Source organism: Roseiflexus sp. RS-1 (assembly GCF_000016665.1).
Taxonomy (GTDB): domain Bacteria; phylum Chloroflexota; class Chloroflexia; order Chloroflexales; family Roseiflexaceae; genus Roseiflexus.
This window is the reverse complement of sequence record NC_009523.1, coordinates 1,764,356-1,790,682: the sequence shown is the minus strand read 5'-3', so window position 1 is coordinate 1,790,682 and position 26,327 is coordinate 1,764,356. Positions and strand designations below refer to the sequence as shown.

At 61.3% G+C, this 26,327-nt stretch carries 19 protein-coding genes and 1 tRNA gene; 15 read left to right on the top strand and 5 right to left on the bottom strand.

The features are described 5' to 3' along the window. The first annotated feature begins 294 nt into the window (after positions 1-294). Complete coding sequence (lon, locus tag ROSERS_RS07610) at positions 295-2,766, top strand: endopeptidase La (RefSeq protein ID WP_011956216.1); 2,472 nt, start codon at positions 295-297, stop codon at positions 2,764-2,766. 1,044 nt (positions 2,767-3,810) lie between these two features. Here the strand turns inward: lon and ROSERS_RS07605 are convergent. Continuing rightward, positions 3,811-4,836, bottom strand: coding sequence for a helix-turn-helix transcriptional regulator (locus ROSERS_RS07605; RefSeq protein WP_011956215.1), 1,026 nt, complete (start codon positions 4,834-4,836; stop codon positions 3,811-3,813). Positions 4,837-5,013: 177 nt separating this feature from the next. Between ROSERS_RS07605 and ROSERS_RS07600 the strand changes: the two genes are divergently transcribed. Further along, positions 5,014-5,090: transfer RNA gene (locus tag ROSERS_RS07600), tRNA-Val, on the top strand. 985 nt (positions 5,091-6,075) lie between these two features. Beyond that, positions 6,076-7,344 carry a radical SAM protein gene (locus ROSERS_RS07595; RefSeq protein WP_232282790.1) on the top strand — a complete coding sequence of 423 codons (1,269 nt, stop codon included), beginning with the start codon at positions 6,076-6,078 and terminating at the stop codon, positions 7,342-7,344. 30 nt (positions 7,345-7,374) lie between these two features. Here the strand turns inward: ROSERS_RS07595 and ROSERS_RS07590 are convergent, their stop codons facing one another. Next, a complete protein-coding gene (locus ROSERS_RS07590; protein WP_011956213.1) occupies positions 7,375-7,998 on the bottom strand; it encodes an SH3 domain-containing protein in 624 nt (207 codons plus the stop codon). A gap of 440 nt (positions 7,999-8,438) precedes the next feature. On the opposite strand from ROSERS_RS07590, the gene ROSERS_RS07585 reads away from it, so the two are divergent. The 5 genes from ROSERS_RS07585 to ROSERS_RS07565 all read left to right on the top strand — a co-directional run bounded on the left by ROSERS_RS07585 (position 8,439) and on the right by ROSERS_RS07565 (position 13,687). Then, positions 8,439-10,400: a beta-alanine-activating enzyme beta-propeller domain-containing protein gene (locus ROSERS_RS07585; protein ID WP_011956212.1), complete on the top strand. Its 1,962-nt coding sequence runs from the start codon at positions 8,439-8,441 to the stop codon at positions 10,398-10,400. Between the two features lie 77 nt (positions 10,401-10,477). Continuing rightward, on the top strand, positions 10,478-11,446 hold the full coding sequence (locus ROSERS_RS07580; RefSeq protein WP_011956211.1) for a PP2C family protein-serine/threonine phosphatase: 969 nt from the start codon (positions 10,478-10,480) through the stop codon (positions 11,444-11,446). Positions 11,447-11,553: 107 nt separating this feature from the next. After that, the gene (locus tag ROSERS_RS07575; protein ID WP_011956210.1) at positions 11,554-12,831 is read left to right on the top strand and encodes a VWA domain-containing protein; all 1,278 of its coding nucleotides are present in this window, start codon (positions 11,554-11,556) and stop codon (positions 12,829-12,831) included. A 76-nt stretch (positions 12,832-12,907) separates the two neighbouring features. Further along, positions 12,908-13,429 (top strand): FHA domain-containing protein, encoded by a 522-nt coding sequence (locus ROSERS_RS07570; RefSeq protein WP_011956209.1) that lies wholly within the window; start codon positions 12,908-12,910, stop codon positions 13,427-13,429. 12 nt (positions 13,430-13,441) lie between these two features. After that, positions 13,442-13,687 (top strand): hypothetical protein, encoded by a 246-nt coding sequence (locus ROSERS_RS07565; protein ID WP_011956208.1) that lies wholly within the window; start codon positions 13,442-13,444, stop codon positions 13,685-13,687. A gap of 113 nt (positions 13,688-13,800) precedes the next feature. Here ROSERS_RS07565 and ROSERS_RS07560 read toward each other — a convergent pair whose 3' ends face one another. Further along, on the bottom strand, positions 13,801-14,559 hold the full coding sequence (locus ROSERS_RS07560; protein WP_011956207.1) for a hypothetical protein: 759 nt from the start codon (positions 14,557-14,559) through the stop codon (positions 13,801-13,803). A gap of 111 nt (positions 14,560-14,670) precedes the next feature. Then, on the bottom strand, positions 14,671-14,793 hold the full coding sequence (locus ROSERS_RS27145) for a hypothetical protein (protein ID WP_269627761.1): 123 nt from the start codon (positions 14,791-14,793) through the stop codon (positions 14,671-14,673). Positions 14,794-15,202: 409 nt separating this feature from the next. On the opposite strand from ROSERS_RS27145, the gene ROSERS_RS07555 reads away from it, so the two are divergent. Together ROSERS_RS07555 and ROSERS_RS07550 are read left to right on the top strand one after the other, a co-directional pair. Beyond that, positions 15,203-16,561 carry a TrpB-like pyridoxal phosphate-dependent enzyme gene (locus ROSERS_RS07555; protein WP_011956206.1) on the top strand — a complete coding sequence of 453 codons (1,359 nt, stop codon included), beginning with the start codon at positions 15,203-15,205 and terminating at the stop codon, positions 16,559-16,561. A 16-nt stretch (positions 16,562-16,577) separates the two neighbouring features. After that, a complete protein-coding gene (locus tag ROSERS_RS07550; RefSeq protein WP_011956205.1) occupies positions 16,578-17,345 on the top strand; it encodes a sugar phosphate isomerase/epimerase family protein in 768 nt (255 codons plus the stop codon). An 11-nt stretch (positions 17,346-17,356) separates the two neighbouring features. Here the strand turns inward: ROSERS_RS07550 and ROSERS_RS07545 are convergent, their stop codons facing one another. Next, positions 17,357-19,282, bottom strand: coding sequence for a hypothetical protein (locus tag ROSERS_RS07545; protein WP_011956204.1), 1,926 nt, complete (start codon positions 19,280-19,282; stop codon positions 17,357-17,359). 111 nt (positions 19,283-19,393) lie between these two features. Here ROSERS_RS07545 and trpS point away from each other — a divergent pair, with 111 nt between their 5' ends. From trpS to trpD, 5 genes are all read left to right on the top strand, one after another. Further along, the gene (trpS, locus tag ROSERS_RS07540) at positions 19,394-20,401 is read left to right on the top strand and encodes a tryptophan--tRNA ligase (RefSeq protein WP_011956203.1); all 1,008 of its coding nucleotides are present in this window, start codon (positions 19,394-19,396) and stop codon (positions 20,399-20,401) included. A 793-nt stretch (positions 20,402-21,194) separates the two neighbouring features. Beyond that, the gene (gene trpE, locus ROSERS_RS07530) at positions 21,195-22,739 is read left to right on the top strand and encodes an anthranilate synthase component I (protein ID WP_011956202.1); all 1,545 of its coding nucleotides are present in this window, start codon (positions 21,195-21,197) and stop codon (positions 22,737-22,739) included. After that, positions 22,736-23,302 carry an anthranilate synthase component II gene (locus tag ROSERS_RS07525; protein WP_011956201.1) on the top strand — a complete coding sequence of 189 codons (567 nt, stop codon included), beginning with the start codon at positions 22,736-22,738 and terminating at the stop codon, positions 23,300-23,302. Before trpE ends, ROSERS_RS07525 begins: the two co-directional genes overlap by 4 nt. 1 nt (position 23,303) lies before the next feature. Next, a complete protein-coding gene (locus tag ROSERS_RS07520) occupies positions 23,304-24,728 on the top strand; it encodes a hypothetical protein (RefSeq protein ID WP_011956200.1) in 1,425 nt (474 codons plus the stop codon). Next, positions 24,715-25,740, top strand: a complete 1,026-nt coding sequence (trpD, locus tag ROSERS_RS07515; protein ID WP_011956199.1) for an anthranilate phosphoribosyltransferase — start codon at positions 24,715-24,717, stop codon at positions 25,738-25,740. Before ROSERS_RS07520 ends, trpD begins: the two co-directional genes overlap by 14 nt. Positions 25,741-26,327 lie beyond the last annotated feature (587 nt).

The window sequence follows — 26,327 nt, the reverse complement described above, 5'->3', positions numbered from 1 at the left end:
GGACGACCAGACTCCCCCTTCTCCCCTCGTGGAAGAAAGGGGTTGGCTTACAGGAGTGGATTTTTTGAAAAGCCCCTGCGCGCCATCTCCCGTTTCAGGCTTCAGGACACTCAAACTCCCCCTTCTCCCCTTGTGGGAGAAGAGAGTCGGGGGGATGAAGGGCACAAGCGCACAATAACGTTTCGTTAGAGTTTGCCCTATCGCGCGCCACAACCCTTGACGGTGACCACGCAGCGCATCATAATACCTCATACGCGGAGCATGTCTTCGCCAGTCTACAACTGAGGGAACGCTATGGAAGACGATCATGTGTCCGAGACGACACACCAGACACAAACATTGCCATTGATCCCGCTCGATGGCGTGGTCATTTTTCCTTATACCGTCGTGACCGTGCCGCTCAACGACGGCATCGAGGCGGCAGCGCATGCCGCGATGAAAGAGAACCAGCTGGCGCTGCTGGTCGCGTATCGGCGCGATGCACCGGAGGGCGCCCCGCTCGCACTGCGGATCCATCGGGTCGGAGTGGTGGCGCGCATCGAGCAGATCGGGCGTCTGCCGAACGGTGGGAGTGGCATGGTGGTGCGCGGTCTGGTACGGGCGGAACTGATCGATCAGACTCAGGAGGAACCGTACCCGCGCTTCAGGTATGTCGAGCGGCACGATCATGTCGAGCACACCGAAGAACTCGAACAGTTGATGACCGAAGTGCATGCGGCAATCGATGCCGTGCTTGAGTTGCGCCCCGGCATTCCCCAGGAGATTCGCAACTTTGTGCGCAGCATCAACGATCCCGGTCATCTGGCGGATAATACCGGCTATTCGCCGGACTACACCTTTGAAGAACGGCAAGACCTGCTCGAAACCTTCGATGTGGTCGAGCGTCTGCGCAAGGTGCTGGCATTCTACCGCAAACAACTGGCGCTGATGGATGTTCAGGCGCGTATACGCCAGGAAGTGCAGGATGCCGCCGCCCGGCAACAGCGCGAGTTCTACCTGCGCCAGCAACTGCGCGCGATTCAGAAGGAATTGGGTGAAGACAACCCGGAGGCGGACGAACTTGCCGAACTGCGTGAGAAACTCGCATCAGCAAACCTGTCGCCCGCAGCGCGCAAAGAAGCCGACCGCGAGCTCAACCGCCTGAGCAGGATGAACAGTGCGTCGCCAGAGTACCAGATGGTGCGCACCTACCTGGAGTGGATGGCGGAACTGCCATGGAACACATTCACCGGTGCGCCGATCGATATCGCGCATACCCGGCAGGTGCTCGACGAAGACCACTATGGGTTGCAGAAGATCAAAGAGCGCATCCTTGAGTATCTGGCAGTCAGGCAGCGTCGCCAGGCGCTCAACGACGGTCACGAACGCGCACGTGAGCCAATCCTGGCGTTTGTCGGTCCGCCAGGTGTGGGGAAAACCAGCCTGGGACAGAGCATTGCGCGCGCGCTTGGGCGTCAGTTCGCGCGTATGAGTCTTGGCGGCGTGCGCGATGAAGCCGAGCTGCGCGGGTTCCGCCGCACCTACATCGGCTCACAGCCAGGGCGTCTGATCCAGGAACTGCGGCGTGCCGGCACGTCCGACCCGGTGATCCTGCTCGATGAGATTGACAAACTGGGGCACGACTATCGCGGCGATCCGGCAGCCGCCCTGCTGGAAGTGCTCGATCCGGAACAGAACGACACCTTTACCGATCACTATCTGAATGTGCCGTTCGATCTCAGCAAGGTGCTGTTCATCGCTACCGCGAACACAATGGATACGGTGCCGCCCGCGTTACGCGACCGGATGGAAGTCATCGAACTGAGCGGCTATACCGTAGATGAAAAAGTGCACATCGCGCAGCGCCATCTGATCCCGAAACAACTGCGCGCCAATGGGTTGCGCCCCGACGAGGTCATCTTCGAGGAAGAAGCGTTGCGCGTCATCATCCACGATTACACCCGTGAGGCAGGGGTGCGCAACCTGGAGCGCCAGATCGGAGCAGTGCTGCGCAAAGTGACACGGCGGCTGGTTGAAGACGAACCGGCGCCGCCGTCAACACCGGTTGTCATTACCGTTGAATTCGTCCGCAGCGCGCTTGGGCGTCCACGGTTCTTCAACGAAGCCAGAGAGCGGATCGACCAGCCAGGTGTGGCGACCGGTCTGGTCTGGACGCCTGCCGGCGGCGATATTGTCTTCGTCGAGGCGTCGGTCGTTGAAGGGAACCGCGAACTGCGCCTCACCGGACAGTTGGGCGATGTCATGCGTGAAAGCGCAGAAGCAGCGTTGACCTGCGTGCGCGCGCGGGCGCATACGCTGGGGATCGACCCGCGATTCTTCGATACGCACGCGGTGCATATTCACGTTCCCGGCGGAGCGGTGCCGAAGGATGGTCCGTCGGCGGGCATCACCATGGCGACGGCGCTCGCTTCAGCGGCGACCGGGCGCCTGGTGCGCGACGATGTCGCAATGACCGGCGAGATCACACTGCGCGGGCGGGTCTTGCCGGTCGGCGGGGTGAAGGAAAAGGTGCTTGGCGCACACCGCGCCGGGATCGGCGCCATCATCCTGCCGCGTCGCAACGACATCGATCTCGACGATCTGCCGCGTGATGTGCGCGAGGCATTGACATTTGTGCTGGTCGATACGCTCGACGAGGTGCTGGCAGCAGCGTTGCTCCCGCATCCGGCGGCAACGATCAGCAACCTGTTCGCGTCTGTCACCCAGGTGGAATCGCAACCGGAAGACATCACCTCGACCGGCGTGGCTGCCCCGCCACAGGCGTAGCGCTGTCATCACATTGGATAGGCGATAGGCGATAGGCGATAGCCGATAGCCGATAGTCGAGAGGGTCGCCGTTGGAGTTCGCGTGACGCGCAGGCAGGCTTCGCAGCGCATAGCCGAGGGCTTATGGTCTTTGAATAAATAATCCGGTATAGCCCGCGCAGGCGGGCTTTGCCCTGGTTAGCCGAGGGCTTCAGCCCCACGGCTAGCGCAGTATAGCGGATTTAATTTTCAATCTCCATGAGCCCCACGGCTCGTGCGGTAGAGCGGATTTATAGCAGTTCTCAGATACGTTGACCCCTGTCTTACGTTGACCCCTGTCCAGGGCTCCCGTGTCGCACGAGATGCCCGTGTCCAGCAGAGTGTAGACCGAAATGATGGTCTTTGAGTAAATAATCCGCCATAGCCCGCGCAGGCGGGCTTTGCATTCCATAGCCGAGGGCTTTAGCCCCACGGCAAGGGCGTATACCGGATTTATTTCTCAATCTCCATAATTTCGGTCATCGCGTGGGGCGCGCAATTCCCAGAAGCGTTCAACCTCGTCCAACAGGTTCAACCTTTGTGAGAACTGCTATAAATGCTCAATCTCCATTAGCCCTGTCCGAGGTCAGACAAGCCCTACGGGCTGGATCAACCCAGGTTTCCCCGGCATAGGGAAGGATGACTGAAACGCCAGCCCCACAGGGGCTTCCACGCGCTCAGGGAGGGCTTATGGTCTTTGAATAATTATTCCGGTATAGCCCCGCGCAGGCGGGCTTCGCCTTGGCTAGCCGAGGGCTTCAGCCCCACGGCTAGCGCGGTAGAGCGGAATAAATTCTCAATCTCCATTAGCCCGCACAAGCGGCGTCACGCCCCACGGCACAAGGCGCATACCGGATTAAATTCTCAATCTCCATCAAGCCATGCGGTGAAGCGACCCTGGCAATACAATTGAATCAGGTTTGCATCGGCACAGAGGGAGCGGAGAGCGCGCACCACCGCCCCAGAATGCGCGTCCCTCTGCGCTTTCAGTGGATCACCGGCAAACCATCAGGCGACACCACGCGCTCACCGCGACGAGATCGGGCTGCCATAGAGCGATCCCATTGCATCGACCGTCTCGCGGATCATGTCGATTAACTCAGGCGGATCAATGACCCGACACCGATCACCATAGCGTAGCAGCACATCGCGCGCAATCGATAGATTGGAAATGGTTGCAGACACAAGCGCGCTGCCATCATCACCATACTCGATGCGCGTATCGGGGAACAGCGCAGCCACATCCTCTCCACGGGCAACGTCGGGATGCAGGCGGTAGCGCAACGTCCATGTACGCGCCTTTGGGCGCTCCGGCGGCAAGGGGGTTGGAAGCACCTGCGCCGTACCGGGAACAATCCGGTCGAGGCGGTAGTCGAGAGCAGCGAACAGTTGCTCGGAACCGGGCGGTTGCACTTCGAGCAGTGTGGCATCGAGATACGTATGCCCGCTATTGCGGAAGAAGATGCCATAGGGCGCAACACGATGCCGTCGCGGCGCTTCGCCATCGTTCAACCCCCAATAGCGAAACGCCAGTTCACGCCGCTCCTCGATTGCCTGACGCACTGCCGCTAGCACATTCGCGTCGATCCGACCACTGCGCACCCGCTGACGCGCGGTACTGCGCCGCGATTGCAACTGCGTCTGCGCACGATTGGGCAGCATCTGGATCACCTGATCGAGCAACGCACGAATATGGGCATGCACGGGATTTCCAGTTCCCGCCGGATAACTCGCATCGAGCAGCGCCAGCGCCTCGAGGCTCTGCTGCGGCAGATCGAGCAACGCCAGTTCTCCCAGGTCGACAATGACATACTTCCCCTGATCGCGCCGATAGACAATTCGGCAGTCGTACTCTCCTTTGAGCGAATCGAGATCATGCTTGAGCGCCGCCGCCGCATTCGCCGGATATCCATTCTCACCAAGCTCCGTCTGAACTTTTGTTATCAACTCTTCCGCACTCGCAGGCGCGCGCAGCAACTGACGCACCAAAAACAAACGTCTGCGAAAGGTCACCCAGGAACTCCGCTTGATACCACCACTCCGGCGTGCCATGCCGTCCTCCATACATATATGAGGGTATGACGGGAAGATAATTGTGAAGCAGGATACCATGAATCATGTGGAGAACCCAGGCACAAAAGCACCACAAATCGTCTACAAAAGTTCAGGTTTTTGAACTATTTACACGAGTTGCGCGTTCTGACGCTCCGTGGTATACTAGTATGCGCTGGGCGATTAGCTCAGTTGGCTAGAGCGCATCGTTCACACCGATGAGGTCACTGGTTCGAGTCCAGTATCGCCCACCAGCAATCCCCTCTTGAGTCACCTCCAAAAAGTTCGCCCCACTGCTGAGACGCAGAGATGCCATTGATGAAAACTCTGCGCTCTCAGCACTGCGATGGTGCGTTAGGGAAGGCGGGCACATTTCTGCGAGACGCTCGTGTGCAGCGTCTCGCGTGTTTTTGGGATCACGCGCGACATATGCCCGCAACAGACTCAGAATGCGCCCGAAGAACCTCCCCCTGGTCATACACCGTACACCGGTGTTCGCTCCCCATCTGCGCGAGGGCATCCCGCCCTGGTAGGGACGCTCTCACAGGGGTAGATTTTTTTGGCAGGCCCCTGCGTGCCATCGCCCGTTTCAGCTATCAGGACGCCCAAACTCCCCCTTCTCCCCGTGTGGGAGAAGGGGGCAGGGGGGATGAGGGGCAACGGCGCACGGGAATGCAGAACATCGCGCATCTCTCCAAAAACTCTACACTTGAGAGGTAGGGACGCCGCGGTCAAGGGGACACGCAGCGTTCCATTCCAGAGCGCCAGGAACATCCCAGAATAACCACAGGTTGACCTGGCAGAAATGCATCCTGATCGATCAAGATCTGGCAGAAGGTCGTTTCTCTCTGCACTCCAGGGCAAAAATCTGGTACAATAGAGCGTGTTTGCATCATGCCCGGTACAAACAAGGCGAACCAAAATCAATGCCAGGTATCGGGAATCCGCTGTTGAAACCAGGCGCCGGTTTGCTGCGGAGGCGGTATGGACTACGATGATCTGCCGGAAGATGCGCCCGGCGGCGATGATGAAAACACCGGACCCTACGCCGATGAGTATGGCGGTGAGATGATCTGAGCACCGCAGCCGGGAGAGGATCCGAGAGACCCGTGCGCCCAATGCTCCGTGATGCTCACGTGGACAGGCGGGGACTCCCATTGCCAGGGTGATGGTTCGACCAGACAGCAGCGCCACTCTGCCACACCCCTTTTCCGACACGCACTTCCCCCTCCTCGCGGCATGCTCTCCGCATCAGGCTGTTTCCCCTTTGTGGAAGTGGAGGCGACACACTCGACACAGCACGAAACGCCGGAAGAACGACCGACGCCGGTAACAACGCAGGAAGCGATGAGTCCACTCATCTTCATCGAACCGGACGCACGCCAGAAGCTGGCGATCCTCAGCGCCGAAGCAACCGTCGAGGCAACGTCGATCCCGGCTGTTGCAAGTGTGCAAGAGGGGATTCGTCAGCCAGAGGGCTTCATCTATACCGCCACAAAAGAAGGAGGCGGAACGACACGCCTGTTCAAGGTGCTGCAAACCAACGCATGCCGCTATTCCTGTCGCTACTGCTTCACCTCGTGCGCCGTGCGGCGTTCACGCACCACTTTCAAACCCGATGAACTGGCGACAACCTTCATGACGCTGCATCGCACCCGTCAGGTCGATGGTCTGTTCCTCTCTTCCGGGATTGTCCCCGACGCGAATGCGACCATGGAGAAGATGCTGGCAACGGTCGAGCGTTTGCGGTTGAAAGAAGGGTACACCGGCTATATTCACCTGAAATTGATCCCCGGCGCCGCGTTCGACTACATCGAACGCGCGATCGAACTGGCAGACCGCGTTTCGCTGAACCTGGAAGCGCCGAACGCTGAACGCCTGGCGCTGCTTGCGCCGGAAAAAGAGTTTGCCAGCAGCATGTGGGGACGCATGGCGTGGGCAGCCGCCTTGATCCGCCGGGCGCGCGCCGCCGGACGGCCAGCCGCCCGCAGCCTGACCACGCAGTTCGTCGTCGGTCCGGCTGGCGAAAGCGACCGTGAGTTGCTGGGGACGGCGGCGCGCGCCCATCGGGAACTCGACCTGCGCCGCGCATTCTTCAGCGCCTTTCACCCTATCGAGCGCACGCCGTTCGCCGACCTGCCCGCCGGGGATCCGCTGCGTGAACTGCGGCTCTACCAGGCGGACTTCATGATCCGCGATTACGGATTTACCATCGATGAACTGCCGTTCGACGACAACGACATGTTGCCGCGTGACAAGACCCCAAAACAGGCGTGGGCGGAACGTTTCCTCTGTGAACCGGTCGATGTCAATACCGCACCACGACGATTGTTGCTGCGCGTTCCCGGCATCGGTCCGCGCTCCGCTGACCGGATTATCGCCGTGCGCCGCGAGACGCGCCTGCGCGAGCCGGGGCAACTCGCAAAACTGGGGGTCGTCGTCGGTTGGGCAGCGCCTTACCTCCTGCTCGATGGACGCCGCCTGCTCGAACAGCGACGCCTGTGGTAAGCGCCCGCCTTCTGCGACGATCCACCATTCCTACGGCGTCACCGGCGCCAGGTAATCCGCCGCCGCCCATCCCTCGGCGCCCTCCGGATCGCGCACCCGCTTCCACACCCGATCCGGCTGCACCGAGTCCTCCCCGACAACGGTAACAATCGTGCCTTCGGGCAGGGTTTTGATAGGTGTCGTGTTGACATTTGGCTCAGGGCGCAAAAAGAGACCAAGTGCGCCCGTTCCCTGCACGCGCAACCGAACATTCAGCGGCGTGGTCGGTGTCAGCGAGAGAGTCGAGGTCAGCGGCTCAGGCGTGACCGTCGGTTGTTCCGGCAGCGGCGTCAGCATAATCGGCGGCTGCGGTTCGGGCGCCGCAGCGGGCAACGGCCTCGGTGCATTCGATTGACTGAGAACGAAGAGCACAACCCCGGCCAGCACAATTGCGATGGCAGCCAGCACGAACTTCCAACCATCGTACTGAAGCCAGAGCAACAGTTCCTGGGGAAACGATGCACCGCCACGCGGTTGACGCCCGGCGCTCCTGGTCCGACGCCATGCCGGATTCACCGGCTCGGCGTGATTGCCAGCGTCCAGCCGTTCGGTATCCCGCTGCTCACGGCGCGGTGATCGGGGCGCACGCGGATCGAAGGGGTCGCCGCTTTCCATGCCTGACTCCTCACTCCTGAATGCTTTTCGATAATCATAGCACGGGTGTGCAGGCCGTTCAACTTACCGCAGCAGTGTAAGCATTCCCATGTCGCCTGGGAGCGAGGGCATCTTGCCCTCATAGACGCGACGAGGGCGTCCCGCTCTCACTTCCAGGCGCGTGTGTTCCTCCAGGTGTGAACAGTTACCCCAGCAGTGTGGCACAGTCGGGTGTACGATTCTGACGACGATCCGACGCAATGCCGCCTGTTGATTCATCCAGCCGGAAGCCCTATAATGACAGCAGTGAGCAAGCGTGCATCTGCATATCTGCACACGCTGCCACACTCACGTCTATCCTGTATAATAACAAGAGATTAACCGGTCGAGCGCGTATCCATCCTGCCAGGCGCGCCCGTCTGCATGGTGCATCCCGGTATGGCCCGCTGCGGAGGAGTTGTATGGCGTTGATCAAGAAGCCCGGCACCACGAAAGGTATCGGCGCCAATGCGTCACAGAGTGATGCCGGAGCTGACCCGCAAGGAACGGCAGCCCCCGGCGCTGGCGCGCGCGTCGTTGCGCCGGTGATGCAGCCCGGTGTGATCCTGCAAGGGCGCTATGTCATCGAAGGCACGCTGGGTATCGGCGGGATGAGCGTTGTGTATCGCGGGCGCGACCTGCGCTTCAAGGATGTCGTGCGTCCGTGCGCGATCAAGGAGATGTATCAAAGCGCGCCGGATTCGAATACGCGCCTGTTGAATCTCAAGAACTTCGAGCGCGAAGCCGGGTTGCTGGCAACGTTGCAACATCCCGCCATTCCAAAAGTCTTCGATTTCTTCGAGGAGAATGGGCGGGTCTATCTGATCCTGGAGTTGATCCACGGAAAAGACCTGGAAACCGTCCTCAGCGATGCGGGAGGTCCGCTGCCCGAAGAGCGCGTGGCGCGCTGGGCGGTTCAGTTGTGCGAGGTGCTCGCCTACCTGCACGGTCAGAAGCCGGAACCGATCGTCTTCCGTGACATGAAACCTTCCAACGTCATGATCACCCCTGAGGATCGGATCGTGCTGATCGATTTCGGCATCGCGCGCAGCCTGGTGCGCACCCGCGGCACCGTGATCGGCACCGAAGGATATTCGCCGCCGGAACAGTACAAGGGCATCGCTGAACCGCAGAGCGACCTCTACGCTCTTGGCGCGACGCTCCATCACCTGTTGACCGCAAGCGATCCGCGCACAGAGACGCCGTTTACCTTCCACGAGCGTCCGCTGCGCCAGTTGAACCCGCAGGTTTCGCCCGAACTTGCTGCAGTGATCGAGAAGGCGTTGTCCTACGATATGAAAACCCGCTGGGCATCGGCGGAGGAGATGCGCCTGGCGCTCTTGCAGACGCCGACGCTGCGCACACATTCCGGCGGGGCGGCGACGGCGGGAAAAGTTGCGTTGCCGCGCGTCAGCAGCGCCCCGACCACCGAACTGGTCTGGCGCTTTGTGTGCGAAGACGAAGTGCGTTCATCACCATGCGTCAGCAACGGCATGGTCTTCGTCGGATGCTACGACACGAACCTGTATGCGGTCGATGCGGGGCGCGGCGAGTTCCGCTGGAAGTACGCCACCGAAGGCGGCATTTCATCGTCGCCTGCGGTATGGAACGATATTGTTGTTGTCGGATCGGAAGATGGCGCCGTGTACGCCTGCGATATTCGCCGCGGCGCGCTGCGCTGGACGTTCCGCACCGGCAAACCGGTGCGCTCGTCGCCACGCGTGCTTGATCGGGTGATCTTCATCGGTTCGGATGATCAGCACTTCTATGCCATCGACGGCTTGCGCGGCGCACAGATCTGGAAGTATCGCACCTGGATGCCGATCCGTTCCTCAGGGTGCATTGTGGGCGAGTCGGTCTACTTCGGCGGCGGTGATGGGTTCGTCTATGCGCTGAGTATCAAAAATGGCGGGGTGCGCTGGAAGCAGCGTACTCAGCAACCGGTCATTTCATCGCCCGCCTTCGCCGAGAATATGGTCATCGTCGGTTCGATGGACAACACCCTCTACGCGCTCGATAGCGAGGGCGGCTGGCCCGTGTGGAAGTTCCGCACAAATCATTATGTCAATTCATCACCGTATGTCTTTGGCACACGGGTGTTCGTCGGCGGGGTCGATGGCAACCTGTACGCAGTCGAACTGAAGAACGGCAAGCTTGCCTGGAAGTATGACACCGGCAGTCAGATCACATCATCGCCGCGCGTCGAGCAGGGGCGGGTCTACTTTGGCGCTGCCGATGGGTGCGTCTACTGCCTCGACGCCGCGCATGGCACGTTGATCTGGCGCTATGAGACGCAGGGACCGGTTGTGTCGTCACCAGCGATCAGCGAAGGCGTGGTCTATATCGGATCGCTCGATCACGCACTGTATGCGCTGCGTGCGTAATGTTGCCACACGTGTTGCTTCCTCCGCCGGCCGCAGCGCAGTTCGTCGTTGTTCTTGCACCGGAAAGTCGATAATCCATGAGTGAACATACACCGCCTGAGCAACCTGACAACTCGCCGCCTGACCAGAGCGCGGCATGGTGGTCTGGCGACGATGGCGATGGCACACGCCCGCTGGATACGCGCGCAGTGATGGCGCAGGCCGATCAGGATCAGCGACCCGGCGCCACCGAACCGCTCGACGATGAGACACTCCCCCGTGAAACTCCACCCGCGCCGCCTGCAATTGCGGCGGCAGCCATGCGCCATATCGGCCAGATTCGTGAAACAAATCAGGACTCGATCTATACCCTGATCAGCAGCATCCCGCGCGAAACCGGCGATGCCATCCTTGGACTGTTCATTGTTGCCGACGGGATGGGCGGGCACGCAGGCGGCGAGATCGCCAGCCGCATGGCGGTCAGCGCCGTTGCACGGCGTATAATCGCCGACCTCCTCGTTCCGGCAATCGAAGGCGCGATCAACGTCTCCCTGCAGGCGCTGATGGTTGAAGCGGTTCAGGAAGCCAACCGCACGATCTGGGATCAGGCGCGGTTGATCGGCTCGGACATGGGAACAACCTGCACTGCGGCGCTTCTGCTCGGTCGCTCGCTCTATATCGGTCACGTCGGCGATACCCGCGCCTATCTGATCGATGCGCGCGGCATCCATCAGTTGACATCCGACCATTCCGCAGTGGGGCGCCTGATCGACATGGGACAGCTCGACCCGTCTGAGGCGCGCGATCACCCGCTCCGCTCCCAACTGTACCGCACCGTCGGTCAGCACCCGGAGATCGCCGTCGATCTGGTGTTCCAGCCGATCGGCGATGCGACTCATCTGCTGCTGGCGAGCGACGGTCTGTGGGGATGTGTGGACGATGCGGCAATGTTGCGGATTATTCAGACTATCGATAGCCCGCAGCGTGCGGTGCGTGCGCTGGTGGACGCGGCGAACCGCGCGGGCGGACCTGATAACATCTCGGCAGTGCTGGTCCGGCTCGTCTAGCGCACGTCATATCCGCCATTTTTTCCTATTGCCAGCGATGCCATACTCGTGGTAACGTGTTTCTATTGTTGGTGTGACGCACCCGTGCACCTATCGGCAGGGCAGATATGACGCCAGGCATCAACCTTCAACAGACTCTGAGCCGCACAATGCTGGCAGTTGGCGATGAGCCGCAGTTAGTCTACGTCTTGCTGGAAGCGCACGCTGAAGGGGTGGCGCAGCAACTGCCAAAACTGCCGCTCAACCTGTGCCTGGTTCTCGACCGGAGTTCATCGATGCGCGGCGAACGTCTGATGCAGGTCAAAGAAGCCGCCGCGCGGATCGTTGATCAACTGGGACCCGACGATTATTTTTCGCTGGTCGTGTTCAATGATCGCGCCGATGTCGTCATTCCTGCCCAGCGCGCCATCAAAAAATCCGATCTGAAGGCGGCGATTGCGCAGATCGAAGCGGCTGGCGGCACGGAAATGGCGCAGGGTCTGGCGCTGGCGCTGCAAGAAGTGCAACGCCCCTTCCTGACACGCGGGATCAGCCGGCTTATTCTGCTGACCGACGGACGCACCTATGGCGATGAGAGTCGCTGTGTCGAAATTGCGCGCCGTGGACAATCGCGCGGCATCGGATTGACGGCGCTGGGGATCGGGACGGAGTGGAATGAAGACCTGCTCGAAACAATGACCGCCAGCGAAAACAGTCGCGCGCAGTACATCGCCACCGCTCAGGATGTCGTCAAAGTGTTCGCCGATGAGGTGAAACGTCTGCATGCCATCTTTGCGCAACAGGTGCACCTCTCGCTCGAAACACGCCCCGGCGCGCTGATCCGCTCGCTCGATCAGGTGCGCCCCTTCATCGCGCCGATCACGATTGTCGAGGAGGAAGAGCGCCGCTGGGCCGCCAATCTGGGAGACTGGCCCGATACCGGTGTGCAGGGGTTTCTGATCGAGGTCGTTGTGCCAGCGCTGCCAGTCGGGGACTATCCGGTGCTGAAACTGACGCTGCGGTACCACCTGCCCGCCGCGAACCTGCGCGATCAGGTGCGTGAAGAATTGATTCGCATCAGCATGCGCCCGGCTGCGGAAGTAACCCATCGTGTCGATGCAACCGTCAAGCACTGGCTGGAACGTCTGGTAGCGTACCGGTTGCAGGCGAGCGCATGGAAGCACGCTGCCGAAGGACGGCTTGCAGAAGCGAGTGAGCGCCTGCACATGGCTGGCACGCGCATGCTCAACGTTGGCGATACTGCGCTGGCGCATACGTTACAGCAGGAGGCGACGCGCATCCTGCGCAGCGGCGCGGCGAGCGAAGAAGGGCGCAAACGCATCCGGTTCGGCACGCGCGGGCTGATCGGACCGGTTGCCAGCGATGAACGTGAGACCGGGACATGAGAAGACTCGCGCTCTTCGTAAGATACAGGAAACGACTCGTTATTCGATACGCACGACGTGAACCGGTCAACGGCTTATGATTGTCTGTCCAAACTGTACGGCAAAACAACTCGATGGCACGATCTTCTGCACTGAATGCGGCGCCAGCCTGATCGACGCCGGTCCGCCGGAGTCGACGCGCGAACTGGATGTGGCGGCGGTCGAAAATCATCAAACGCCCTCCACGTCTGGTCTGCCCTCAGACGAGAACACACTGTCGGATCACGTCGTCGCGCTGATCGTGGTGAGCAATCGACGCCGGATCGAGGTCGATCTGAGCGATGAGGTGCTGATCGGGCGGGCAGACCCGACACGCGGCATCATGCCGGATGTCGATCTGGGTCCGTTTGGCGGGTATGATGCTGGCGTCTCACGCCGCCACGCGATTCTCTCGTATCGTGACGGGACGTATCGGGTGGAGGACCTTGGCAGCGCCAACGGCACGTTCGTCAACGGTCGGCAGATCGAACCGATGCGCGCAACGCCGGTGCAGCCCGGCGATGAGATTATGTGTGGCACATTGTTGTTGCGTCTGGAAGGTCATCATCGCAAGCGATGAAAGGAGCGCACAGTGGCACGAACCGTCATTTTGCACATTGCCGGTGAAGACCCGGTTCTGGCAGATATCGAACAGGAGCCGCAACCCGGAGATATGTTCATCAAAGTGACGAATATGCGCAAACGTGATGGCAAGGATGTCCCATATCTGGCGCCCGGCGTCCAGAGCGTCATCTTCCCCTGGTGGCGCATCACGTTTGTCGAGATTATGCCGAGCGAAGAAGACCGCGGCTCGGTGATCGATTTCTTCCGCACATGACTGTGGTTGGTGCAGCAGCGCACCTGTTTTTGTCACCCCTGCGTATGGCAGGGGTGATGTGTTAGAGAACGAATAGCACGCGTTGTCCTGCTGCGCAGGAGTGGATTGACCGATCACCACGAGCCGCCGCTGCTGCTCGAATCACTACCCGAACCACCACCTGACGAGTCGCTGCTCGACGAACCCCACGATCGTGAGTCATCACTCGACGAGTCCCACGATGATGACCTGCTGCTCGACGAGTACGACCAGTCGTCAGAAGAGTCAGAACTCCACCGTATGTTGCCGCTCAGCAAGCTGCGCACTATTCCGACGATGATCAAGATAACTACTATCACGATGATCACGATGATAGCAATGGTGATCAGATTATTGATATCACGCCACATCAGCACCGACTCAAAGCGCCTGAGCGTTTCGGCCACGCCATTGGTCACATTGTCCTTGCGCAGCGCAGAATTGAGCGTCCTGGTGCGAATGTCTGTCAGCACGTCGTTTGTGAGGGCGTCACTCCAGTTCTTCCCCGCGCGCAGTTCGGCGTATCGCGGTTCGTAACTGACGTAGATGGCGATTGCGTCAGGAGGAATGCGATCATGCGACGAATGTCCCTGATTGATGGCGGTCAGCCGCCTGGTCAGGTCGTCGCCGCTGTTATCACCGCGCTCGACAATGAGAACAACGACTCTGGCGCCGCGTTGCACCAGCGGCGCAGCAGCCTTCGCCACCTCCAAATGGCGCAACAGCTCCGTCTCGTCGCTTACGAACAGTCGCCCCGGAGAAGCAGCCCGCGTGGTACAACCGGTCAGCAGCAGAAGTGCGATCAGCGCCAGAAGAAGGAAGAGGTGGAGATGCCGGCTTCGACGTGTACCCATGCTTCGCTCCTTTTGACAGGTTGTATGATATCGTTCTCGATAAGAGATACGTGTACGCGCTGTCCAGGTTGCACAGCCAATAATCAGGCAAGCATCGCACCTGTGGTTTCCCTACGCGATCATGCTGGCGCCGGGCGGCTTGCTGCGATTGAAGGCGCGCCGCAGACCGGATGCCAGATCGGCTTCTATGTTAGAAATCCGTTTGACGCCGACGCCGATTCCTGCTATACTCACACACACAAACCTGATGTTAACGACTGTGAACGGGAAGAGTACGCACCAGGGCGCGGCTCAGCGAACCGGCGGACGGTGAGAGGTCGGTGCAGGCGACGGTGCGGAATGGGCCCGGGAGTTGCGGAGCGAACCGGCAACGTTGAGCGTTGTCCGCAGTAGTAGCCGCCGGAGACGCCACCGTTACAAGGGCGCGGGGTATCGCGTGCAATGCACGCCGTACTCGCTGAGGGCGTCACGTCTGAACGGCGTGGCGAACCGGGGTGGCACCGCGGAGGTTGTTTCAGCCTCTCGTCCCTGGATGGGACGAGGGGCTTTTTGATTCACGGCGCGCGCTGTTCGATGCAGGCGCGGCGCGCGTCGCCGGTGACGTTACCTGCGCGCTACCCGTGCTGCTGAGGAGGGACGTTCCATGAAGACCGTCAAGTATCTGCTCGCCGAAGATCGGATGCCGACCGCCTGGTACAACATCCAGGCGGACCTGCCCGTACCGCCGCCGCCGGTGCTCCATCCGGGCACGGGTCAACCGATCGGTCCGCAGGATCTGGCGCCGCTCTTTCCGATGGCGCTGATCATGCAGGAGGTGAGCACCGGGCGTTTTATCGAGATACCCGAAGAGGTGCAGGCGATCTACCGTCAGTGGCGCCCGACGCCGCTGTTTCGCGCGCGCCGCCTGGAGCGGGCGCTCGACACGCCTGCCCGTATCTACTACAAGTACGAAGGAGTCAGCCCGGCGGGGAGCCATAAGCCGAATACCGCCGTGGCGCAGGCGTACTACAACAAGCAGGAAGGGGTCAAACGCCTGGTGACGGAAACCGGCGCAGGGCAGTGGGGATCGTCGCTGGCGATGGCGGGCGCGTTCTTCGGGCTTGAGGTGCTGGTCTTTATGGTGAAGGTCAGTTATCAGCAGAAGCCGTATCGACGGGCGCTGATGGAAGCATACGGCGCGCGGGTGGTCGCCAGCCCGAGTGAGGAGACGAACGCCGGGCGCATGATCCTTGCCGCCCATCCCGACAGCACCGGCAGCCTGGGGATCGCCATCTCCGAAGCCGTCGAAGTTGCGGCGCAGGACCCGGACGCGAAATACTCGCTCGGCAGCGTGCTCAACCACGTGCTGCTCCATCAGACGGTCATCGGCGAAGAGGCGCTGGCGCAGATGGAACTGGCGGACGATTACCCCGACATCATCGTCGGGTGCACCGGCGGCGGCAGCAACTTCAGCGGCATTTCGTTCCCATTCATCGGGAAGAAACTGCGCGGCGAGCGCGATGTGCGCGTGGTGGCGGTCGAACCGGCTGCCTGTCCGAGTATGACGCGCGGCAGGTATGCGTATGACTTCGGCGATACGGCAAAGATGACGCCGCTCGTCAAGATGCACACCCTGGGGCACGACTTCGTGCCGCCCGGCATCCATGCTGGCGGGTTGCGCTACCACGGTATGGCGCCGCTCGTCAGCCACCTGCTCGAACTGGGCGTCATCGAGGCGATCAATATCCAGCAACTCGAAACGTTCAGCGCTGGCATCCAGTTCGCCCGCGCCGAAGGGATCATTCCCGCGCCGGAAGCCAACCACGCCGTCGCCGGGGCGATCCGTGAGGCGCTGCGCTGCAAGGAGGAAGGGGTCAGTCGCGCGATCCTGTTCAACCTCTGCGGTCACGGGCACTTCGATATGCAGGCGTATACCGACTACATGGCAGGGAAACTGCGCGACTACGAGTACTCCGAGGAAGAGGTCGCTATGGCGCTTGCCGGGTTGCCAGCGGTTGGATAAGACAGGAGCATGTGGAATGTACCTGGCGTACATGAACCATCCCGCGCGCAGCATCCTCGATGAAGCGCGCTGGGCTGCCGCAAACGGGTTCGAGGCGCTCGACCTGACAATCGAGGGACCGGCGGCGCTGCTCGATAGTTTCGATCCGGCGGAACTGCGTGCGATCCTCGATGCTGCCGGCATGCGCGTGGTTGGTCATACCGCCTGGTATCTGCCCTTCGCCTCGCCGGTGGAGCGGGTGCGTCGCGCGGCAGTCGAGGAAGTGGCGGCGTCGCTGCCGGTCTTCGCGGCGATCGGCGCGCACCTGGTGAACGTCCATATCTCGCGCGGCGTCTCGCTCTACGGGAACGATGACGAACTGAAACGCAACGGCGCCAGTTTTGCCGAACTGGCGCACCTGGCGGAACCCTACGGCATCCAGATCGTCGTCGAGCATCCGCCGTCGCGCCGCTTCGGGCTGACGGAGATCTGCACCATTCTCGATGCCGACCCGCGTCTGGGACTGCACCTCGATGTCGGGCATGCGTTTGTGGCGGGGATCGATCTGGAGCAGTTGATCGACCGGCTCGGTTCACGGCTGTGGCACGTGCACTTCTCCGACAATCGCGGTCAGGAGGATGACCATATGCCGATTGGCGCCGGCAAGATCGACTGGCAGGAGACGATCCGCCTGCTGAAACGGGGCGGCTACGATGATGTCATCACGCTGGAAGTCTTCGACCAGGATCACGACTTTCTGCTGCTCAGCGCGCAGAAGGTGCGCGGGTGGTGGGCGACGTTGTGATCATTGCGCGCTCACCAGCGCACCTGCACCTGAACAACTGCCATATCTGCCACGTCGATGATGACATACCGGCTTGCGCGCAGGGTTTCACTGCTGGACGCCACCGGCGCGCCGTTGACCAGCGCTTCGACATCGCCCGGCGCATCGAGCGGCAGCAACACCCGCACCTGCGCGCGGTCGAAGGCGCCGCTCAGGTCGATGTCGATACTGCGCGGGTTCTGCCGCCAGACATACGCCAGATACCCGTCGCCAGCCGGGTAGCGCGCCGACACGTATGCCTGCGTCAGACCGGTTGCGCCCCAGCGCGGGCTGACGATGACATCGCGCATGGCGACGCCCCGATCCTCGATGCCGGCGGCGCCCTCGATCAGTGCGGTGAACATCGCTGCCGTTCCCCACGCATCGGTCGGGATGGTATCCTCAGAGCCGACGCCCTCGGCGCCATCGGGATGGTACCAGAGGAAGGTGCGCCCGCGACTGAGCATGCGCAGCCAGTAGTGCTCCAGAATGGCAAAGCCGTAGGTTTCGTTGCCGTAGCGGAAGGCGCCCCGCGCCAGTTCGCCGCCGGTGATCGGCATAATGCCACCATTGACATACGCGCCCGGCAACTCGCCGCTGCGCCCGGCAAGCCCGAAACTCCCCGGCGGAAACGGCGGGTCGATGCTGAACCATTCGGCAAAAGCGCGCATGGTTTTGGAACGCTCGATGTATTCGTCGATGATCGCCTGACCCTGTTGCACGGTCAAAACGCCGCGATTAAGCGCATATGCGTTCGACAGACTCAACTGCCGTTCCCGATCAACACCGGGAATGTCGAAGGGTTGTGCAGGAACATGGTGACGGAAGAAACGCCCATTCCAGCTCAGCGCGTTCAGGTTGCGCATCAGACCAGCGGCGACATCACGCCAGACGCGCGCCAGGTTCGTATCGCCAACGCGCTCTTCCATCCGCGCGAGCATGGTCAGCGCCTGCGCCATGCCGGTGTTGTCACCATGGAAAACGCCCCAGATCGTCCTGTCGTCGATCCAGTGGCGCGGCGCTGGCTTGCCGGTATCCGGGTCGATCGTCGTGGGACCGTACTCGAAGTCCCAGGTGTCGATGGTGAACGGGCGCCTGATCAGCCCGCGTTCGGCGTCCCAGCGCAGCGGATGCTGCAACGAATAGGTGACGGCGCGCCGCATCGGTTCCAGGTGGCCACGCATCCAGCCATCATCACCGGTCGCCTGCCAGGCTTCGTAGACGCCCTGAACATACAGGTATTCGACATCGGCTTCGACCGGGACGCGCAGGGCGCGGTCAGTCCATGGGGGGCGCGGCAGAAAATCGGGGAAACTGCCGTCGGGTTGCTGGTAGCGCCGGAAGTCGTCGAAGGCGGTTTTGAGGTCAACATCGAAGTAGCGTGCGCCGCGTTGCGCATACACGTGGTCGCGCAACCAGATCAACGGGCTGTCGGGCGAACGATAGCCGCGAAAGGCAACATTGCCGATGGTGTACGACAGGGTGGCGGCGGTGAAGATGGCGGCAGCATTCGGAACGAACCGATCGAAACGTTCCTGCCCGGTCCAGATTTCGGTGCGTGCATCGAGCGTGAAGAGCGCCGGATTTGCCGCGACGAACTGACCGGAGGCGAACAGTGCGGCCCACTGTGCACCCAACGCGCCTCGTGGAATGGCGATCAATGTCCCGACGCCATTCTCGACGCGCCCCTCGGCGACGCCAGCGAATCGCTTGCGGTTGTCGAACAGAACAATCGCGGCAGGACCGGTGTAGCCGGGGATGCGAACGTCGACCTCAACCGGTTGCAGCGGGGCAACAACCGGTTTGCGGGCAGCAAGCGACGCACCTTCCTGCGCAAAAGCCGGACGGAGCGTCGCAAGCGCGGCGAACGTCGCAGCGGCGGACAGAGCCGCGCGGCGGGAGAGTGGTTTCAATGGCATAGATGATGATCTGACGCTTGTCTGACGGAATCCCCCCGCAGGTGCAGCACTCGCGGGCGGATGAACGCAATTTCGATGAACACTATACCATAACTCGTGTGGAGGAGTGCTATGAATCAACCCAAAAAACGTATTCTGACCGGCGACCGCCCAACCGGGCGCATGCACCTGGGGCACTATGTCGGCACGCTGGCGAACCGGGTGCGGTTGCAGGATGAGTATGAGTGCTTCTTCCTGGTCGCCGACCTGCATATGCTCACCACCCGCACCGAACTTGAGCGGTTGCGGCAGACCGGCGAGAACATTCGCCATGTGGTGCTCGATAATCTGAGCGTCGGGATCGACCCGGAGAAATCGACCTACTTTTTGCAATCGATGGTGCCGGCAATCAGCGAAATTGCGCTGATCTTCGGCATGCTGACGACCGTGCCGCGCCTGCAACGTGTGCCGACGCTGAAGGAGGTGATGCAGGATTTGCACATCGAACAGCCGTCGTATGGGTTGCTGGGGTATCCGGTGCTCATGGCCGCCGACATCCTCTGTGTGCGCGCCGATCTGGTGCCGGTCGGCAAGGATCAGGCGTCGCACCTGGAGGTGACGCGCGAAATTGCACGCCGCTTCAATACGCTGTATGGCGAGGTGCTGCCCGAACCCGAAACGCTGATCGGCGATGTGCCGACGCTGGTGGGGATCGATGGTCAGGCAAAAATGTCGAAGAGCCTGGATAACGCCATCTACCTGAGCGACGACGCCCGAACGGTTGAAGAGAAGGTGCGTCGGATGTACACCGATCCGAACCGTGTGCGCGCCGATGTTCCCGGCAGGGTCGAAGGGAACCCGGTCTTCATCTACCACGACGCCTTCAATCCGAATGTGGACGAGGTGAATGACCTGAAAGAACGCTATCGTCAGGGGAAAGTCGGCGATGTTGAGGTCAAACGTAAACTCGCCGCTGCAATCAATGCGTTCCTTGAGCCGATCCGCGAGCGACGCGCGCAGTACGAACGCAATCCGCGCATCGTCGAGGAAATCCTGGCTGCCGGTTCTGCCCGCGCGCGCGTTGAAGCCGATGAGACGCTCAACCGCATGAAAGAAGCGATGGGGTTGAAGTTTATCTGAGGGGTTGAAGGTTGAAGGTTGAAGGTTGAGGGTTGAAGGTTGAAGGTTGAAGGTTGAAGGTTGCACGTTGCACGTTGCACGTTGGGGGTTGCACGTTGCACGTTGGGGGTTGCACGTTGAACGTTGGAACGTTGAACGTTGGAACGTTAGGGCGTTGAACGTTAATGGTCTTTGAGTAATTATTCCGCTACAGCCCGCGCAGGCGGGCTTCGCCTTGCCTAGCCGAGGGCTTCAGCCCGACGGCACGAGGCGCATACCGGATTAAATTCTCAATCTCCATAAACGTTGAACGTTAGAACGTTGGAACGTTGGAACGTTGCACGTTGAAGCGTTGCTCGTTGCACGTTGCACGTTGCACGTTGAAGCGTTGCTCGTTGCACGTTGCACGTTGCACGTTGAAGCGTTGCTCGTTGCACGTTGCACGTTGCACGTTGAAGCGTTGCTCGTTGCACGTTGCACGTTGCACGTTGAAGCGTTGCTCGTTGCACGTTGCACGTTGAACCTGGAACGTTGAACCTGGAACGTTGAACCTGGAACGTTGAACCTGAAACGTTGAACCTGGAACGTTGAACCTGGAACGTTGAACCTGGAACGTTGAACCTGGAACGTTGAACCTGGAACGTTGAACCTGGAACATCGAACCTGGAACGTTGAACCTGGAACGTTGAACCTGGAACATCGAACCTGGAACGTTGAACCTGGAACGTTGAACCTGAAACATTGAACCTGGAACGTTGAACGTTGAACGTCGAACCTGGAACGTTGAACGTTGAACTCCGAGAAGGGACACGATATGAAACTGACCCCATCGCTGAGCGATATGCGCGCACTGGTCGGTCAGGGCAACCTGTGCCCGATCTACGCTGAAGTGCTTGCCGACCTGGAGACGCCGGTGTCGGCATTCCTCAAGGTGGCGCGTGAACCGTGGAGTTTTCTGCTTGAGTCAGTTGAGGGCGGGCAGCATATTGCGCGCTACTCGTTTATCGGCGCAGAACCATACCTGACGCTGCGGTTCGATCAGGGGATCGCCAGCGCGGTGCAGGGCGGGTACAAGCAGACGTTGCCCTACACTGATCCGCTCCGGGTGCTGCACTCCTACCTGAGCGCCTACCGTCCGGTGCGCCTGCCCGACCTGCCGCGCTTCGTCGGCGGCGCGGTCGGGTACTTCAGTTATGAGACGGTCTGCGCCTTCGAGCGCCTGCCGCGCCCGGAGAAACGCGGGTATGCCATGCCCGAAGGGTTGTGGCAATTCGTCGATACGTTGCTGGTGTTCGACCATCTGCGCCATAAGATCAAGGTGCTGACCCACGTGCATCTGGACGATCCGGATCTCGAAGGGGCGTACCGACGCGCCGCGACGCGGATCGAGGCGTTGATCGAGCGCCTGCGACAACCGCTGCCGATCCATAATCAGGCGCTTCCGGCATCAGGGCGCGAGATGCCGGATCATACGTTTTCTTTCGTGGCAAACTACGATCCCTGGCCCCCCGATGCACCTGAGCCGGTCGCCGTCGCATCGAACGTCACCCGCGATGAGTACATGCGACGAGTCGAGATCGCCAAGGAGTACATCGCAGCTGGCGACATCTTTCAGGTCGTGCCATCGCAACGCTTCAGTCGCCCGGTGCGTGTGCATCCCTTCGCCATCTACCGCGCCCTGCGGACGATCAACCCATCGCCGTATATGTTCTACCTCCACACCCCCGAAGGCGACCTGGTCGGCGCATCGCCGGAATTGCTGGTGCGCGTCGAGGAAGGAGTCGTCACCACCCATCCGATTGCGGGCACGCGCCGCCGCGGCAAAGACCCCGAAGAGGACGCGCGCCTGGCGCAGGAATTGCTGGCAGACGAAAAGGAGCGCGCCGAGCATCTGATGCTCGTCGATCTGGGACGCAACGACCTGGGGCGCGTGTCGGAACCGGGGACGGTGCGTGTATCCTCATTTATGGAGGTTGAAAAGTTCAGCCATGTCATGCACCTGGTGAGCCACGTGACGGGCAAACTGCGCAGCGATATGACGGCGCTCGACGCGCTGCGGGCGGTGTTTCCCGCCGGAACCGTCAGCGGTGCACCGAAGATCCGCGCTATGGAGATCATTGCCGAACTCGAAGGTGAGCAGCGCGGCGTCTATGCTGGCGCCGTCGGTTACGTCGGCTTCAACGGCGACCTCGACACCTGCATCGCGCTGCGCACCATGGTCGTCAAGGATGGGATCGCCTATGTGCAGGCGGGCGGCGGCGTGGTGGCGGACAGCGACCCGGCAGCCGAGTACGAGGAAAGTTGCAATAAGGCGGCGGCGCTCCTGCGCGCCATTGATGCAGCGGAGGGCGAAGTATGATACTCCTCCTCGACAACTATGACTCCTTCACCTACAATCTCTACCAGTACCTGAGCGAACTGGGAGCGCAGGTGATCGTCAGGCGCAACGATGAACTGACCGTCGGTGATGTGGCGGCGCTCGCACCGGAGAAGATCGTCATTTCACCCGGACCATGCACCCCGAACGAGGCTGGCATCAGTGTCGCCCTCATTCGTGAACTCGGCGCAACCATTCCCATCCTTGGCGTCTGTCTGGGGCACCAGGCAATCGGCGCGGCGTATGGCGGCGCCGTCGTGCGCGCGCCGAAGGTGATGCACGGGAAACTTTCCGCCATTCACCACAACGGTCAGGGGGTGTTCACCGGTCTCCCCGATCCGTTCCTGGCGACGCGCTACCATTCGCTCATTGTGCGCCGCGACGACCTGCCTGCCTGCCTGAGCATCACTGCCTGGACGGACGACGGGTTGATCATGGGGCTGCGCCACCGCGATTATCCGGTGCAGGGCGTGCAATTCCACCCCGAGTCGATCATGACCGAGGCAGGGAAGGAGTTGCTGCGCAACTTTCTGACAGGACGTTGAGATGACGACCGACCTCGACGGTATCATCGCGCACTACCACAGTTTGCTCGACGAAGCGCTGGCGCGCGACACATTCGCTGTTCTCGACGCAGGGATGCGCGAACGCGGCATGCTGGTCGGTCCGCAGCGCGACCAGCCGATCTGTCCGGTCATGCGCCCGCGGTTCATCACCCGCGTCCAGTACGACACACTGCTGCACGCGGCTGCACTCGTCGGGCGCGCCATTCGCGCAGTGAGCGCCGCAGCGCTGACCGAACCGGCGCTGCTGGCGCCGTACCGTCTCACGCCGGTCGAACGCGAATTGCTGGCAATCGACCCCGGCTACCCCGGCGCCATGGCTTTCGGGCGTCTCGACGGCTTGCTGGCGCCCAACGGCGCGTGGTGCTGGTTCACCGAAGCACATGTCGAGTCGCCAATCGGGATCGGCTACGACGAAGCGCTTGCCGGTCTCTTCGACCAGACCCGGATCATGGCGGCATTCCGCGAGACCTTCCACGCAACAGCGCTACCGGTGCGTCAGGGGTTGCAACAGACGCTGCTCGACGCATACCGCGCCTGGGGCGGGCGGGGCACGCCGACCGTCGCAATTGTCGATTTTCCCGATGTAGCGACATGGTCTGAGATCGATCATCTGCAACAACGCTTCGAGGCGGACGGTCTCCCGACCGTGGTATGCACTCCCGATGATCTGCAATACCAGGGCGGGCGATTGTACGTCGAAACGCGCCTGGCAGACGGCGGGGCATCATGGCGACCGGTCGATCTGGTCTACCGCCGTCTGTTGCAGCACGAATTCCTTGCCATGTACGACCTGCACCACCCGCTGATCCGCGCCTACGCCGATCGGGTGGTCTGCATCGTCAACCCGTTCCGCACCAGACCAGCACATACCAGACTGATCATGTGGCTGCTCTCCGACGATGAAGGACCGGCAGGCGGCATCCTCGACGCCGGGTCAGCGATGGCGGTAGCGCGCCACGTGCCGTGGACGCGGCTGGTGCGTCGAGAGACCACCCGCTACCAGGGGGAACGGGTCGATCTGCTCGACTTTGCCCGTCGCCACCGCGAACGCCTGGCACTCAAACCGAACGATGCGTATGGCAACGCAGAGGTCATCTTTGGTTGGGAAACAGCGCCGCTCGACTGGGAAGGAGCGCTCGAACGCGCACTCGAAGAGCCGTCTATCCTCCAGGAGCGCATACCGGCACCGGAAGAACACTACCCGATCTGGTCGGACGACGAGGGGTTGACCTCTGGTATTTATTATGTCAATTCAAGTCCATGCCTCTACGGTGACCGCGCGTCGGGATGCCTGACGCGCATCGTCACTGCAACACCAGACAGTTCGACCGGCAGCAGCCCGGTGCTGCCGACATTTCTTGTCGAACCCGGACAGAAACAGGAGTCTCTCGATGCCAATCCGTGATCAGATCATTCAGATCGTTCGGGGCCACGATCTCAGCGAAGACCAGGCTGCCGAAGCGATGGAAGAAATCATGACCGGCATGGCGACGCCAGCGCAGGTTGCGGCGCTGCTCACGGCGCTCCACCTGAAGGGCGAAACCGACGCCGAAATTGCCGGTATGGCGCGCGTGATGCGGGCTAAAGCTATTCCAGTTCACTTCGACGCGCCGCTGCTCGACACATGCGGCACCGGCGGCGACGGCGCCGGAACATTCAACATCTCGACGACCGCCGCCTTCATCGCCGCCGGCGCAGGCGCGATTGTCGCCAAACACGGCAACCGCGCTATGTCGAGTGTCTGCGGTTCCGCCGACGTTCTCGAAGGGCTGGGGGTCAACATCGAACTGGACGCCGCCAGTGTGGCGCGCTGTCTGGATCAGGCGGGCATCGGCTTTATGTTCGCACAAAAGTTTCACCCTGCGATGCGCTTCGTTGGTCCGGTGCGCCGCGAGATCGGCATCCGCACTGTATTCAACATTCTCGGACCGCTGAGCAATCCGGCGCATGCGCGCCACCAGGTGCTCGGCGTCGCCGACCCGGCGCTGGCGGAAAAGATGGCACGGGCACTGCACCTGCTCGGCACACAGCACGCGCTGGTCATCCACGGGCATGGTGGTCTCGACGAACTGACGCTCAGCGGACCGAACCTGGTGATCGACGTGCGCGCCGGTCACACGCCGCGACGCTACGAAGTCACTGCCGCCGATCTGGGGCTTGCTCCCGCCCCGCGCGAAGCGCTGCGCGGCGGTGATGTGTCCGTCAATGTCGCCATCGTGCGCGGCATTCTTTCCGGCGAGGATCAGAGCGCGCGACGTGATGTCGCGCTGTTGAACGCCGCCGCCGCCCTGGTTGCCGCCGACCGCGCCGCCGACCTGCGCGACGGACTGCACCAGGCGCGCCACAGCCTGGAGAGCGGCGCAGCTCTGGCACGCCTGGAGCGGCTGATCACGGTCAGCCGGGGGGGTGAAGGTTGAAGGTTGAGGGTTGAAGGTTGAAGGTTGAGGGTTGAAGGTTGAAGGTTGGGCGGTGGGCGGTGGGCGTTGTGTGCTGGCGTGCTGGGGAGCGGTGAGCGGTGAGTTGAAGGGTGAAGGTTGGGCGTTGGGCGGTGAAGGGTGAAGGTTGGGCGGTGAACGTTGGGCGGTGAACGTTGGGCGTTATTTCTCAGATACGTTGACCCCTGTCTGAGCCTGCCGTTTCGCGCGAGATGCCCGCTTCCAGCGGAGTGTAGACCGAAATGTATTTCGGTTATCGCGTGGGGCGCGCCATTCCCAGGGCGGAGTGTAGACCGAAATTATGGTCTTTGAAGAAATAATCCGGTATACCCCGCGCAGGCGGGCTTCGCCTTGCATAGCCGAGGGCTTATGGTCTTTGGGTAATTATTCGGCTCTAGCCCGCGCAGGCGGGCTTTGCCCCGTATAGCCGAGGGCTTCAGCCCCACGGCAAGGGCGAATACCGGTTTATATTCTTAATCTCCATTAGCCCGACGGTACGAGGCGCATAGCGGATTTAATGCTCCAATCCTCATTATTTTAGTTTATGAAAATAGTATTACTATTAAACC